This is a genomic window from Saccharothrix violaceirubra (genome assembly GCF_014203755.1).
Classification (GTDB): Bacteria; Actinomycetota; Actinomycetes; order Mycobacteriales; family Pseudonocardiaceae; genus Actinosynnema; species Actinosynnema violaceirubrum.
The window spans coordinates 5,241,938-5,256,125 of the sequence record NZ_JACHJS010000001.1 but is presented as its reverse complement, the minus strand read 5'-3'; the positions used below and the strand labels follow the sequence as shown (position 1 = coordinate 5,256,125).

Sequence of the window (14,188 nt, the reverse complement as noted above, 5' to 3'; positions counted from 1 at the left end):
ATGGTGCCCGCGAACAACCGTCCAGTCGGATGGAAGGCACGTGCGTGCCGCACGCGGCCGAGTCCGGCGAACACCCTCTCGACCACGTTCGGCAAAGCCCTGGGCTCCACGGAGGTCCTCCCACGTCGCTCGCTTGAAGCCTGGGAATCCCCTGGCGCTCCGTGGGCAAACCAATCACCTCGCGCTCCTGTGAGCCGGCGGTTCCCGCCGTGGGAACGTGGGGGTGGCGACCGAGGCGGTGCAGTCGTCGACGTTGCCGCAGGCCAGGACCATTGAGACGGTCGTCCCCTCGCGTACGCCCCTGCGCACCGGAAACCGGCAATAAGGGCTCGATCACCCGCCACTGCTCGCCTGTCGGCTCATCCCCGCGCACCACGACTCGAGATCGGAGCACCTCGACCACAGCTTGAGGGCAGACCCGGACCCGGCGTCGATCGCCGCGTGGATCGGTACGACGTCGTCGTCCTGCTCACCGCACACCGCTTTCGCACCGGATCCGCGGATCCGACCGACCTTCAGCGCCTCGCTCCGGTGGTCGGGCCGGCGTGCGGGCGTCCTCAATCCATTGCCCTGGTGTCGCGGGGCGGGGCGACGGGATCCTCGCCGGACGATTCGCCGGTAGCCATGCGTCGACCGCGCTCCAGTTCGGCGTCGAGTTCGGCGCCGAGCAGGAGGGTGAGGTTGGAGATCCACAGCCAGACCAGGAAGACGATGACGCCGGCCAAGGAGCCGTATGTCTTGTTGTAGGAACCGGCGTGGGAGACGTAGAAGGCGAAGCCGAGGGAGGCGGCCACCCAGGCGAGGACGGTGAGCAGGCCGCCGGGGGTGATCCAGAGCCAGCGGGGTTGGCGGGCGTTGGGGGAGGCCCAGAACAGCAGGCCCACGGTGAGGCCGGCGAGCGCGAACAGGACCGGCCACTTGGCGATGTCCCACACGGTGACGAAGGTGTCGCCCAATCCCAGGACGTCACCCAGCCAGTCGGCCACACCGCCGGTGGCGGCGACGCCCAGTGCGGTGAGGGTGAGGAGGACGACCACGCCGAGGGTGAGCCCGAGTCAGAGGGGGATGACCTTCCAGAACGGGCGGCCTTCCTCGGTGTCGTAGATGGAGTTGGCGGCGCGCATGAACGCGCCGAGGTAGCCCGAGGCGGACCAGAGGGCGGAGACGACGCCGATGACCGCGAGCGGTCCGGCGAGGGCTTTGGAGGACTGGAGGTTCTCGATCGCGCCGACGATCAGGTTCTTGGCTTCACCAGGGCCGAGCACGTTAAGACTGTCCACAAGGGACTTGGTGGCGTCGGGGCCGAGCAGGCCGAGCAGTGAGGTGAGCAGCAGGAGGCCGGGGAACAGCGACAGCACGGCGTAGTAGGTGAGGGCAGCGGCCCAGTCGGTGAGGTTGTCGTCGTTGAACTCCTTGACGGTGCGCTTCAGCACCCCCCACCACGTCCTCTTGGAGAGTTGCGCGGGCGTGTCGGGGTTCTTCTCGGTCATGACCTTCCGGTTTCCGCGCTCGCCGACGATGCGACGGGGGCTTGTGCGGGTCGAGGTGTCGTCGTCATGGGTGCTCGTCGGGTTCAGGCGTCCGGGACGTGCTGTGACCGGGTGTTCCAGGACCGCGCCGCCGACGTCGAAGCGGGCGCCGTGGCACGGGCAGTCCCGGCCGCGCTCGGTGTCGTTGAAGCGGACCAGGCCGCCCGGGTGGGTGCAGCGGGCGGACGCCGCGTGCAGCCGATCCTCGTGGTCGCGGAACACACCGATCTTGCTGAGCCCCTGGCGCAGTAGCCGGCCCTGGCCGAGCCGAACCTCGGCCACCGACGAGACCTCGCCGACGAGGCCCACGAGGACCTCGGCAGCGCGACGCGCAGGCCGGCCTGCGCGAGCACCACCGCCGTGGTGACCCTGGCGACACCCGCGCCGACCACCGCCACGTCCACAGCGGTATCGGCGACGAGAGGGTGGACGCGGGTGGTCTCAAGGAGCCACAGCGAGCGGCGTTCGGTCGTGGTGTCCACTCGGGGCGCGTACCCGGTGCTGGGCGACTCGAACGTCCGGACCCGGATCACGCTTCCCGGACCGGATGCAGGGCTTGCCCGCCCACGGTGCTCGCCCGGCGGTTCCACCGCACCCGCGACCGTGTGTTTCCCCATGGCGGCACCGCGAAGAAATACGGTCGGGTCGAGAACGCCCGGGTTGAAGCAGGTGACGATCGCGCCGGGCCCGCGCGGACGAGGGCGGCGCGGTGACCGGCGGTGCGAGCGTTCGACCTGTTTCTTGAACGGAACAGGAGGGCGACGGGTGGATCCGCGGTCAGGCGGGCTTGATGGGGCAGTCGGCGGGAGCGTCAAGCAGTCGGCGCGGTGAGTCACGTGCGAAGGCGGTGGTGCGCGGTGGGCCTCGATTTCGACGACACGCTGACGCGGGCGTCGCGGAGGTATGCGCGGTCGGCCACGGCGGCGCTGGGGCTGAGCGGCGACTGCTGGTGCGTCCAGGGCGAGCGGCCGGCGGGCTTGTACCTGGCGCTGGAAGGCCGGTGGGGGTCGTTCCCGGACTACGACGTGGCGCTGCTGTGGAATGAGCACCGCGGTTGGTCGGCCGTGGTCGAGACCGGCGATGGCGCGGACCTGGTCGTCGACCGCCTCGATGGTCCGGTGGTGCCGAGGTCCGCATCGGTGGCGAAGTGGATCGACGAGATCTTCCGGCGTTCCGCCGCGGGTGACCCGGTGGACGACGAACTCCCCCGCGTGGTCGGAGGCGGACCCGCCGCGGTCCGCGACCTCGAGAACCCCACCGCTCCGCGCGCCGCATCGCGGGTGGTCGGCGCTCCCCGGTCCGCCGGTGCTTCGCGAGGGCTTTCCCGGGCACCCCGGTGGAGTGGAATCGGATAGGTCGCCGGTCAGCTACGTGCTCCCGTTTCGGTGGAACGTCGGTCGGCACCTCGTTGGCGGAGTCCGCGTTGCGCACCCACGGTGTCTGGTCCTCGTCCGGCACGTGTCCGCCAACGGGTCGACTGCGGGCCCGGGCAAGACCAAGGCGCTGGTGCCCGGGTCGGGGAACGGCCATCCTGATGACCATGGAGTGCACGTGGCGGGCGAAGGCGCGCGAGTGGTACCGGGAGCCGGGGGTGCGGCCGGTGGCGGTGCTGGCCCCGGTGACGGCGGTGCTCGCGGTCCTCTTGCCAGAGGTCGCGTTCTGGACCGGTGTGGGCGTGGCCGTGTTCACGTGGCGGGGGATCTCGAAGTGGACCAACACGCGGCGGTTGGTGGTGGCGGTGGAGGTCGACCGGGACGCCCGGCAACTCCTGATACGCAGTCGAAGCGGCAAAACACACACGTACTCGCTCGACAAGGGGCTCGTCGTGCGACCGATCCAACGCGGCCGCCGCACCGTCGTGGTGCACGAACGCGAGGACGACGAGATCAGCGAGACCGACGAGATCCACGTCCACCTCGGCATCGCCATGGACACCTTCACCCTGTACTACAGCATGACCACCGAGTCGCTGCCGCGGACTCTCGACGCCTTCCGCGGGATCGGCAAGAAAGTCAGGATCAAGAAGGTGCTCGACCGGCGCACCACCTCCTACGACGTGGAGGCGGACCGCCCCTACGGCTGAGGCACCAGGCGGGTGCCGACCTGGAGGTCGGTGGTGCCCGCCCCGCCATGTGTCCCCGAACTCCACCGCCACCGGCAACCAGCCCTGAACAAAACGACACGGACCTCGTTGGCGGGTCGCAGGCGGTTGTGTGGACAGAACCCCAGATGGCGGCGGTCCGCTTGTTCGTGGGACAGGGTCGGTCGTGCACCGGGTGGTAGTCGCGGCCGGCCCGCTCCAGTTCCGCCCGCACTCGCCGGGCCCGGGGTACCGAGGCGGGCGGGGCGGTCCCCTCTTGGTCAGACTTACGTGAGACACCCTGTGTGAGGGTGGGTTCATGATCGAGGGCGGGATCGGAGATCCTGATGACCGTGTCCTCGCCATCCGACAAGCAGTCCCGGCCCTCCCGCGACGACCAGGCCGACCCGGCGCCACGTCCGTCGCGCCGGGTGTTCACCCCGGACTACAAACTGGCCGTGGTCACCGAGTACGAGAACGCCCCCGCCGGGGAGAAGGGAGCGATCCTGCGGCGCGAGGGCCTCTACTCCTCCCACATCATCGAATGGACCCGGGCACGCGACGCGGGACGCCTGACCGGCCAGGCGGCCGAACCCGGCGCCCAGACGAAACCGGCGAGGAAATCCGCCGAACAAGTCGAACTGGAGAGACTGCGCCGCCAGAACGAGAAACTCGCCTCCGATCTCGCGAAGACCCGAATGGCACTGGACATCATGGGAAAAGCACACGCGCTCTTGGAGGAACTGTCCGGGAGCGCGGAGGACGACACGCCGCCTCGCAAATCCTGACGACCGCGTTCACCGAACTGCGCGCGGCCGGTCTCTCGGTGAAGAAATCATGCGCGCTGACCGGGACCTCCCGGGCGACGCACTACCGGCACCTCAACCCGACAGGCCCGATCCACGGGCCACGGCCGGCGCGGACACCCCCACCCCAGGCCCTGGACGCCGACGAGCGCGCCCGGGTGCTGGAGGTGCTGACGTCACCGGCCTACCGGGATCTGGCGATCCCGCAGGTGTGGGCGCGCGAACTGGACGAGGGCCGCTACTGGTGCTCGATCTCGACGATGTACCGGATCGCCCGCGCCCAGGGCCAGGTCCGCGAACGCCGCCGGATCGCCACCCACCCGCCGCGGACCCGGCCCGAGCTGTCCGCCCGCGGCCCGGGCGAGGTGTGGTCCTGGGACATCACCGCGTTGAAAGGACCGGTCAAAGGCGTCTGGTACAAGTGCTACGTCGTGCTGGACATCTTCTCCCGCTACGTCACCGGCTGGCTGGTCGCCGCCGCCGAGGACGCCGTCCTGGCGAAGGACTTCCTCGCCGAGGCCATCGCCCGCAACGGCACCGAACCGCACACGATCCACGCCGACAGAGGCGGCGCCATGGTGTCCAAACCGGTCTCCGAACTCCTGACCGACCTCGGCGTCCTGCGTTCGCATTCCCGCCCCCGCACCTCGAACGACAACCCCTATTCCGAGGCGCAGTTCAAGACCCTGAAGTACATGCCCGACTTCCCCGACCGGTTCGGCTCCCTCGCCGACGCCCGCCTGTTCTGCGAAGGATTCTTCCTGGCCTACAACCACGAGCACCGCCACTCCGGCATCGGCATGCACACCCCGGCCTCGGTGCACTTCGGCACCGCCGGACGGATCCGCGATCAACGCCAGGCCACTCTCGACCGCGCCCACGCCCGACACCCGGAGCGATTCGCCCGCCGACCCCGCCCACCCGCGCTGCCCGAGGTGGCCTGGATCAACCAACCCCTCGACCAACCACAACCGGCCCCATAGACACAACGTGTCTCACTTGACTTGACAACTACCGGTCCGCGCCGTTCTGTATCGGGATGGCAGTGCGCTCGGCGACCAGGACGTACGTGTAGTGGAGGAGCAATAGGGGGGCCGTGCCCCGGCTACGGCGATCACCGTAGGCGGGGCACAGGTGGCTGTCAGGGTTTGAGGACGACCTTCTCGCAGTCGTCCTGCTTGTTCTTGAAGATCTCGAAGCCGCGTTCCGCCTCGTCGAGCGGCAGGGTGTGGGTGATGATCCGGGTCGGGTCGATCTCCCCGCGTTCGATGCGCTCCAGCAGCGGCTTCATGTAGCGCTGCACGTGGCACTGGCCGGTGCGCAGGGTCAGCGACCGGTTCATCCACGCGCCGGCGGGGAACTTGTCCATCAGGCCGCCGTACACGCCGATCACCGAGACCACACCGCCGCCGCGGCACGACAGGATCGCCTGGCGCAACGCGTGCGGGCGTTCGGTCTCCGACCTCACCGCCTGCTTGACCCGGTCGTACGCGGAGATGTGCGCACTGCCGTGGGCGGCCTCCATGCCGACCGCGTCGACGCACTTGTCCGGGCCGCGCCCGCCGGTCAGCTCCAGCAATCGGGAGCGCACGTCGACCTCGTCGAAGTCCACCGGCGTGTGGCCCGCCCGTTCCGCCATCGCCAGCCGGCAGGGCTCCTTGTCGATGGCGATGACCTGCGCGGCGCCCAGCAGGCGGGCGCTGTCCATGGCGAACTGGCCGACCGGGCCCGCACCCCACACCGCCACCACGTCCGTGGGCTGGATGTCGCACATCTCCGCGCCCATGTAGCCGGTGGGCAGGATGTCGGACAGGAACAGCACCTGCTCGTCGGCCAGGTCCGACTCGATCTTCAACGGACCGACGTCGGCGAACGGCACCCGCGCGTACTGCGCCTGACCGCCCGCGAAACCCCCCGTCAGGTGCGAGTAGCCGAAGATCCCGGCGACCGGGTGCCCGAACATCCCCTCCGCGATCCCGGCGTTCGGGTTGGAGTTCTCGCAGCAGGAGTACAGCTCGGCGGCGCAGGCGGCGCACGCGATCGGGAACGGCACCACGACCCGGTCGCCGACGCGCAACTTGTCGGGGCCGACGCCGGAGCCGACCTCGACCACCTCGCCCATGAACTCGTGCCCCAGGACGTCGCCGTCCTGCATGGTGGGCACGTGGCCGTCGACCAGGTGCAGGTCCGAGCCGCAGATCGCGGTGGAGGTGATCCGGACGATCGCGTCGCGGCCGTTGAGGATCCTCGGGTCCGGCACGTCGCGGACCTCGACCTTGTTGCGGCCCGCCCGGGTGTTCGCCCTCATGCGTCCGTGCCCTTCTCCCGTTCGGCGTCCGACAGCGGCTGCGCCGGCCGTTGCGGGAACTCCGCACGTGCCCGCCTGCCCACGGGGCTCCGTCGGAGCGGACGACCTCGCCGGTCTCCAGCACCTGCTTGAGCCGGCGCAGGTCGTCGCCGAGCTGCTGGTGCGGCTCCTCGCCGAAGTACTTGACGAGGCCGCCGAGGTAGGCCATCAGGCCGGTTGACGAGACGTCGGACAGAGCGTGGTTGACCACATGAAACGTCCTGGACTCATCTTCCTGAGGCGCTCCGATGTGCCGCTCTCGACGGTCGACACGCCGATTGGTTGATTCCGTCGCGTGAAATACTGGATGTGGTGTAGCTTCCGTGCCGTGAAAGAACAGCGTGAAGTGATCTCGGCGCTCCGCGGTGTCGGGGTCTTGGCCGGTGTGCGGTGGGCCTATGTGTCCGCGACCACTCGGACGCTGGAGCAGTACTCCGAGGCCGACGGCCACGACGCGGCCTGGCTGGGAAACACGAGGTTCACGCTGTTCCGTGACCGTCTGGACCGGGTGTTCGCGTGTGAGCGGTACGCGGTGCACTCCGGGAACGACGACGCGGACCTGGACGTGCTCTACGACCAGCTGTCCAGCCAGGACATCTTCTCGATGCCGCAGTTGGACTCCGGCCTGGTTCGCCGTTCGAACCTGAACGGGAGTCCCGGTTGGGTCTGCGGAGAACGGCGATTCCTGCTGGCGTCCTGTGACTACGGCAAGCTCGACTCGCTGCCGTGGCCCCGCAGGGGCCCGACGAAGCAATGGGTGGCGGGTCAACGCAATCCCGAACCGCAGCAGCCGTCACTGTTCGACGACGAGGAGATCGGTGGGCTGGAAGCCCTGTTGGCGGCGCAGCGGGACTTGGACCTCGACACCTACGTCGTCTCTCACACCCTTGACCGCTTGGGCGGGCAGATCGAACTCGTATTCGGGCGTCCCCGGCTGAACACGGGTGGGGGTCAGGCCTGGTACTGGTACGAGAACCTGCTGACCGACCCGCCCGCAGGCGGTGGGCGTCGCACCGACGACACCCCTTTGCCGACCGGACCGAACACCACTCCGGACGCACCGGTCCGCCTCCGCCGGTCCGCCGAGGAACGACGCGACGACCGTCGAAGTGGTGGGCAGTGACCTTTCGCGTGCCCACCGCGGATCGTGCAGCGGAGGTCGCCGCGTTCTTCGACGGCGCCCGTCTGACGATGGCCAGACACCTGGCAGGTTTGCGCAAGAGCGACCTGGCGGCCTTGATCGAGAAGAGCCCTACCGCGGTTGGCGGGTGGGAATCGGGTGCCAAACGCCCCACGGCCGCCACCGTGGCGCAGTTGGCGCTGAGCCTTGCGGTCGAACCGGGATTCTTCGCTATCCGCCCGGACGACATCGCCGCGCTGAGCACCACGCCGCACTTCCGTTCGCTGCGCTCCACCAGCCAGTTGGCCCGTGACCAGGCGTACGCGTACGGCCAACTGGCCGTCGACATCGCGGGCAGCCTCGAACGGCACGTGGAGTTTCCGGAACCGAACGTGCCGAACTTCCCGGTCACGGTCACCAGTCCGGACGACGACGGTCCCGAGCGAGCCGCCAGACTCGTCCGTGAGCAGTGGGGAATGGAGGACGGTCCCGCCGGACATCTGGTGCGGTTGCTGGAAAACCACGGCCTACTCGTGGTGTTCAGCCCACCCCAGGCCGCGACCGTCGATGCCTACTCGTTCGACAGCCGGCTCCGCCCGGTGGTGATACTGAACCCGATCAAGCGGGACTACTACCGCCAGCGATTCGACGTGGCGCACGAACTGGGCCACCTCGTCATGCACGGCGACGCGGAACCCGGTGGCCGGGCGGTCGAGGACCAGGCCCACCGCTTCGCCGCGGAGCTGCTCATGCCCGCCGAGCAGATCCGCGACCACCTTCCGATGAGCATGGGAGGCAACGCGTGGCGGTCGCTTGCCCGGCTCAAAGAGCAGTGGGGTGTCAGCATCCAGGCGCTGCTCTACCGGGCACGGTGGCTGGGGCGGCTCAGCGATGTGTCCTACCGCAACGCGATGACGACCATCTCGACGCGCGGCTGGCGACGCGACGAACCAGGGCTGATCACCGTGATCGAGCAGCCATCCCTGTTGCCCCGGGCCGTGGAACTCCTGGCACAGGAGGGCATCGAGGACACGATCTTGATCGAGCAGTGTCGCGTGCCCCCGGATCTGTTTCGGGTCGTCACCTCGCGGACTCCGGAAAGCGGTGGACTTCATGCTTTGCCCACGACGCAGAGGGCCGGCAGTCGGGTGGTCTCGTTGCTTGGGCAGCGACCCCACATCGAGGTAGGTCATCCCGGTGTGTAGAGCAGGAGTGCGCTGCTGTGCCGCCGGACGGGTTCGGTCTTCGGAGCGCACCCACCGGGCCGAGTCCCGTCGACCGGCGCAAGCTCGGCTCGAAGCACCACCTGATCACCGATGCTGTGGTCGACGTCCTCGGCGGGCCGCGTGCGGCTCGGCACCAGGGTTCGGGACGTCGTCACGGCTCGGTGTCGAGCCGGAACCCGAGGCCGCATCCGTCAGGGACACGGCCTCCATGCCCGTGCGCTGCCGATGGGCCTTCAGCCGAGCGTGGCCTTCCTCAGCGGATCAGTGATCGCAGCACCGGAACGCTTGTTCCGAAGCCGATCAGGCCGGCAAGGACCGCGCCGGCGACGGGCCCGCCGCTGAGGAAGGTCAGGCCACCGACCACCGCGCCGATGAAGGCCGCCGCGAGGAGGATGAGAGCGGTGTGCACCGTGAAGAACGGCGCCGGATCGGGCTGGTTGGACGGGGTGTGGCTGGGCTTCGTCATGCTTCTCCTTCGGATGACCCGGGCCCCAGGGCCGGGCTGGCGGCCGACGCCGGTGTGGGCACCACAGTGCGGCCCGAAGGAAGATCAACTCCCAGTTGCGACAAGCACACTCCGACAGGATCGGCAGCGGCCTGGAGCGACCCCGCCGTGGTACCCCGTCGGGCAGGATGATTGCGATGAATCGCGACAACGAGGGGAGCCCGACGGCACGATCGCCCATCCGTGGGAGGTGGTGGAAGCAAGGGAACCGGACGGCAGCGGACGCTGAGCCCGGGCTCGGTGGTCGGAGAGGTGGGGGTGCCGATATTCGGCTACGTAGTCTGATTTGCGGTTAGGCGGCGGTGGGTTCGTACTCGTTGACCAGGCCGCCGAGGACTGGTCGGCGACGTATCGACGCGCAACTCGGCTCTACCCCTGGTCGTGGTCGTGGTCGTGAGAGCTGGCGTGTTCGGTGTGGCCGGTGGTGGTCGCAGTGGGCCGCGTAGCGGACCAGCACTGAACCTTTTCATCCTGCGGCGGCTTCGTAGTTCTGTAGGACGTGGATGGCTCTGGCCAGGCGGCCGCCGCGATAGGGACAGCAGCGGAGTTTGCGTAGGACGCGTCAGGTCTTGAGTTGGGCGTTGGCGCGGTTGGTGTCCTTCTGCGACTCGGGCCTGTTCCTGCCCTTGTACGGGGTGACCACGTGGTCGCCGGTCTGGTCGTAGCCATGGTGGTCCTTGTCGCCCTGTGGGGTGCCAAAAGTCGGTCATGCCGCCTGAACTGCGGTTAAGCTGCTGCGGGTTCGTAGTCGTTGATCAGGCTGCCGAGGACGGATCGGCCGTGTATCGAGGTGTAGCCCTGCTCTGCGGTCGGCCGGTCTGGTCGCGGTGGTGCGAGTCGCAGTGCTTGGTGGGGTCGGCGGTGGTTGTAGTGGGTCGCGTAGTGGTCCAGCACGGTGCGGAGGTGATGTTCGTTGAGGATGAGCAAGCGGTCGGTGACCTCGCGTCTGACGGTGCCGATGAACCGTTCGGCGTAGCAGTTGGCTCGTGGACACCGTGGTGGGCTCTTCACGACCTTGATGCCGGTGCCGGAGAAGGCCGCGGTGAACGAGGCGGTGAACTGGCCGGCGCGGTCGCGGATGAGGAACCGGAAGTCGTCTGCCCGGTCGCCCGGATCCATAAGGAGGTTGCGGGCTTGTTGGGTGGTCCATGCTCCGTCTGGGTTGGTGGTGCCGAGGATGTGGACGTAGCGGGTGGCGGCCTCCATCACGAAAAACACATAGACCCGCCTGAGTGTGACGGCGCAGTCGACGTGGAAGAAGTCGCAGGCCAACATGCCGGATGCAGGGGCGCGCAGGAACCGTCGCCAGGAGGTATCGGTGTCGCGCGGGGGCGCGGGCGGTACCCGTAGGCGCTTGAGCACGCGGCGAACCGTTGAAGCGGCTGTCCGGTGGCCGAGCTTGAGCAGCTCGCCCTGGATTCGACGGTAGCCCCAACCGGTGTTTGCCCGTGCCATCCTCTCGATCAACGCCACGATGGTGTCGTCGACCGGTGGGCGTCCGGCGCGGTTGCGGTAGGTCCACTTCTTCGCGACCAGGCGTCGGTGCCGGCGTAGGAGGGTGCCCGGTGTCACCAGCCGGTGCTCGCGCAGCAGTCGGGGGAGTCGACGCACCAGCGCGGCGAGCACTGCGCGGTCGGCCCCCTCCAGCCGCGGGCGGCGGTTGGTGCGACGTAGTACGGCGACTTCGTGCCGCAGCACCAACAGTTCCACGTCCTTGGCCGCCGATGATCGGCTGAGCAGGACCAGCCGGCCACCGAGTCGCACGAAGATCAGGTACAGCAGTCGTATCGCCACACCTCACGATCCTGCTCTGGAGGCCCAGAGGGCAGGATCGCCGCAGATCAGCCTCCCCAACGCAGAGTTCTGGAACCCCACAGGGGTGCGTCGGGAGCGCGACCTGCCCTACCGCTCGTGCCAAGGGGGTGGCGTGGGAGTGGGGATGGATTGGCCGGTGATCAATGATTCGGGCGGAACGCGGGGTCGAGGCAACCGCGAGCCGTGCGGCGACCGGGTCAAGCTCCGAATGGGGTCCGTGAGGCAGGCGCGGCCGTGGAAGACGGTCGCACGCTCCAGTCATCGGGATGGAAACCCCGGTGATGGCCGAACTCCGCCAGCCAGTGCGCGCGTCGACGGGCGTTCCAGTCTCCGAGGTCGACGCCGGGTACAGACGCCACTGCCCACTGTGGACGCAACCGGGCACCCCTTCGGAGCTTGCCCTCGAAGGACTCCATGCCGAAGTCGATCTCCCGCAGTCCACGCGCGAGCGCGTAACGAACGGGTTCGTAGAAGTACGTGGTGAAGTACGCGCCGCAAGCGGGTGCCCGGTCGTAGTCCAGTCCGACGACCCGCATCCACAGCCGGCCCCCGAACTCGTACGCGAGCGAGAACGCGACCGGTCGGCCGTCGAGTCGGGCGAGGAAGACGACGGCCTGGTCGTCGAGTCCGCCGGCGGCGCACAACCGCAGGTAGCCGGCGGCTCCGGCGACGGACGGATCGGCGCCGTGGTGCCCCTGCACGTTGCCCAGCAGCGGGGCGACGAGGTCGACCGACCCGGCCAGCCCCCTCCGCGCCTCGACGGTCGCACCCGACCGTTCGAACGACCGGATGTCGCGTCGGGCGTTCGAACGGTTGGACGTGGACAACGACCCCAGGTAGCCGTCGAAGTCCTCGTACTCCAGAGGCATCGTGGCCGACGCGCCGATGATGAGGCGATGGGCGTCGGTGTACGGCGCGACCTCGGCCGCGGTGCGCCCGTCAAGGTACAGCAGGCTCCAACCGCGCGCGCCGCGCGTCGCCGCGACGTTCGTCAGTGTCTCCATCAGCAGCGACAGGACGGCCGCCCGCGCCTCGGACGGTGCGGCACGCTCGTAGAGCACGTCGCCGCGATAGCCGGAGTTGCCGCCGCCGAACAACTGCGGATCGAGTCGGGCGTTGTCCACGTCGAGCAGCGTGCCGAGGTCGTAACGCGGATTGCCGGTCCCGGCACGGGTTTCGAAGCACGGCACGGCCCCCAGCAGGCGGTCGTCGTCGTAGACCGCGACCATCAGCGGCCGTGCGCCCGCGTGCTCCTCCCACGCTCGAATCCAGTGCCGGCTGACGTAGAAGCCGGCCTGCCGGGCCAGCGAATCCCACCGCTCCGGGTCGAGTTCGGCTGTGCCGTCGAGCACCCGCGGTCTCAGAGCCACAGCCACGACAGGTAGCCGATGATCACGCTGCCGAAGAACCCGACTCCCAGGTACACGGAGAAGACCCGCCAGTTGACGATCGACCGCACGGCGGCCATCGCCGGGATCGTGCTGACCGCGCCGGCCAGCAGGAACGTCACCGCCGCGCCGGCGTCCATGCCCTTGATGAGCAGGCCGTCGACGATCGGGATGGCACCGACCCCGTTGACGTACAACGGGAAACTGACCAGTGCCGCGACGAGGATGGAGAGCAGGCCGCCGCCCACGGTGTTCGCGATGACCTCGCCCGGCAGGTAGAACACGATGACGGCGTCGGCGATCAGGGCCAGAAGGAACCACTTTCCCAGTCGGATGGTGTCGCCCCACGCCTCCTTGAGCAGCGCGACCGGGTTCGCCTCGCGCAGGTTCTTGCGGACCATCGGCCACCAGGGTGCGCCGTCGTCGACCACAGTCGGCGTCGCACCGCACGAGGTCGGCTCCGGTCGCACGGCCGCGTCGCACGCGCTCGGCCGGGTGTCGTCCGAAGCCGGAGCGCCCGGCCCGTCGCCGGCTCCCGCCGCCACCGGTACCTGCCGGCAACTCGGCGCGGCGGCTTCCTCGACGACGTCCTTGCGCAACGGGTCGAGCAGGTGGCCGCGCTTCTCGAACGCGAGGACGATGAACCCGGCGGCGAGACTCAGGGCCAGCGCGCCGAGAAGACGGGCCAGTGCGATGGGCATCCCCAACTGCGCGGCGGACAGGCCGAAGATCTCGGGGTCCATCGAGGGTGAGGCCACCCAGAACGCCATGACAGCGGACAGCGGCACGCCGACCGCGAGGAACCGTCGGATCAGGGGGATGACGGTGAAGGAGCAGAACGGGCTGAACGCGCCGATCGCGGTCGTCGCCACTATGGCGAGCACCCCGTGTTTGGTGAACGCGCGCCGGGCCAGGATGTCCAGCGCGAACAGGTTCGCGACGATGCCGAGCACGACCGCGAGCAGGAACCACGGCGTGAGGTGGAGAAGGTACTTCCAGGTGAACTCCAGGATGTCGCCCAAGCGGTCCATCCGTTCCTCCTACGAGTACTACGAGTCGTCGGGTCGTACCCCCATCACCACGTCGGCGGCGGTGGGGAACTTGGTGACACAGGCCCTGTTGACCTCGTACCGCGTCGAGGTGCCTTCGCGGGTGCCGACGACGAATCCGACCTCGCGCAGGATCTTGAGGTGGTGGGACACGGTCGACTGGCCGATGTCCACCGCGTCGACGACTTCGCCGACCGACATCGGTGCCTCCTGTCGCGCGAGGAGGTTCAGGATTCTGATCCGCGAGGGATCGGAGAGCGCGCGGAACCACGAGGCGTAGACCTCGGCGGTCTCCTGGTCAACTGCCGGAACTTCGTTCATCG

Annotated in this window: 12 protein-coding genes and 2 pseudogenes; 6 read left to right on the top strand and 8 right to left on the bottom strand. The window is 68.9% G+C overall.

Features of this window, described 5'->3' with window-relative positions:
- Window positions 1–557 precede the first annotated feature (557 nt).
- Window positions 558–1,811 (bottom strand): annotated as a pseudogene (locus tag F4559_RS23910) (YhjD/YihY/BrkB family envelope integrity protein).
- 554 nt (window positions 1,812–2,365) lie between these two features.
- Between F4559_RS23910 and F4559_RS23900 the strand changes: the two are divergent.
- The 3 genes from F4559_RS23900 (at window position 2,366) to F4559_RS23885 (ending at window position 5,398) form a co-directional block, all read left to right on the top strand.
- Window positions 2,366–2,884: a DUF6292 family protein gene (locus tag F4559_RS23900; RefSeq protein WP_184672244.1), complete on the top strand. Its 519-nt coding sequence runs from the start codon at window positions 2,366–2,368 to the stop codon at window positions 2,882–2,884.
- 185 nt (window positions 2,885–3,069) lie between these two features.
- Window positions 3,070–3,612 carry a hypothetical protein gene (locus tag F4559_RS23895; protein WP_184672243.1) on the top strand — a complete coding sequence of 181 codons (543 nt, stop codon included), beginning with the start codon at window positions 3,070–3,072 and terminating at the stop codon, window positions 3,610–3,612.
- A gap of 344 nt (window positions 3,613–3,956) precedes the next feature.
- Window positions 3,957–5,398, top strand: a protein-coding gene (locus F4559_RS23885) for an IS3 family transposase (protein WP_446689143.1) whose coding sequence is annotated in 2 segments (ribosomal slippage) — window positions 3,957–4,332 and window positions 4,332–5,398 — 1,443 coding nt in all. Because the reading frame shifts where the segments join, the coding sequence is not laid out codon by codon here.
- Window positions 5,399–5,556: 158 nt separating this feature from the next.
- Here F4559_RS23885 and F4559_RS23880 read toward each other — a convergent pair.
- A complete protein-coding gene (locus tag F4559_RS23880) occupies window positions 5,557–6,723 on the bottom strand; it encodes a zinc-dependent alcohol dehydrogenase (protein ID WP_184672241.1) in 1,167 nt (388 codons plus the stop codon).
- 67 nt (window positions 6,724–6,790) lie between these two features.
- Here F4559_RS23880 and F4559_RS23875 point away from each other — a divergent pair, with 67 nt between their 5' ends.
- From F4559_RS23875 to F4559_RS23865, 3 genes are all read left to right on the top strand, one after another.
- Window positions 6,791–6,943: a hypothetical protein gene (locus F4559_RS23875; protein WP_184672239.1), complete on the top strand. Its 153-nt coding sequence runs from the start codon at window positions 6,791–6,793 to the stop codon at window positions 6,941–6,943.
- 147 nt (window positions 6,944–7,090) lie between these two features.
- Entirely contained in the window at window positions 7,091–7,885 is a 795-nt protein-coding gene (locus F4559_RS23870) for a hypothetical protein (RefSeq protein ID WP_184672237.1), read from the top strand.
- 8 nt (window positions 7,886–7,893) lie between these two features.
- Window positions 7,894–9,087 (top strand): helix-turn-helix domain-containing protein, encoded by a 1,194-nt coding sequence (locus F4559_RS23865; RefSeq protein ID WP_312865795.1) that lies wholly within the window; start codon window positions 7,894–7,896, stop codon window positions 9,085–9,087.
- A gap of 274 nt (window positions 9,088–9,361) precedes the next feature.
- Here the strand turns inward: F4559_RS23865 and F4559_RS23860 are convergent, their stop codons facing one another.
- The 6 genes and pseudogenes from F4559_RS23860 to F4559_RS23835 form a co-directional block, all read right to left on the bottom strand.
- A complete protein-coding gene (locus F4559_RS23860; protein WP_184672235.1) occupies window positions 9,362–9,574 on the bottom strand; it encodes a hypothetical protein in 213 nt (70 codons plus the stop codon).
- 505 nt (window positions 9,575–10,079) lie between these two features.
- Window positions 10,080–10,298, bottom strand: a pseudogene (locus tag F4559_RS23855) (IS5/IS1182 family transposase); the annotation flags it as partial.
- Between the two features lie 41 nt (window positions 10,299–10,339).
- Window positions 10,340–11,323 (bottom strand): integrase core domain-containing protein, encoded by a 984-nt coding sequence (locus F4559_RS35470; protein ID WP_312865794.1) that lies wholly within the window; start codon window positions 11,321–11,323, stop codon window positions 10,340–10,342.
- Window positions 11,324–11,625: 302 nt separating this feature from the next.
- Window positions 11,626–12,804, bottom strand: coding sequence for a GNAT family N-acetyltransferase (locus tag F4559_RS23845; RefSeq protein WP_184672230.1), 1,179 nt, complete (start codon window positions 12,802–12,804; stop codon window positions 11,626–11,628).
- The gene (locus tag F4559_RS23840) at window positions 12,789–13,847 is read right to left on the bottom strand and encodes a permease (protein ID WP_184672227.1); all 1,059 of its coding nucleotides are present in this window, start codon (window positions 13,845–13,847) and stop codon (window positions 12,789–12,791) included. Before F4559_RS23840 ends, F4559_RS23845 begins: the two co-directional genes overlap by 16 nt.
- Window positions 13,848–13,865: 18 nt before the next feature.
- Window positions 13,866–14,186, bottom strand: coding sequence for an ArsR/SmtB family transcription factor (locus F4559_RS23835; protein ID WP_184672225.1), 321 nt, complete (start codon window positions 14,184–14,186; stop codon window positions 13,866–13,868).
- Between the last annotated feature and the right edge of the window lie 2 nt (window positions 14,187–14,188).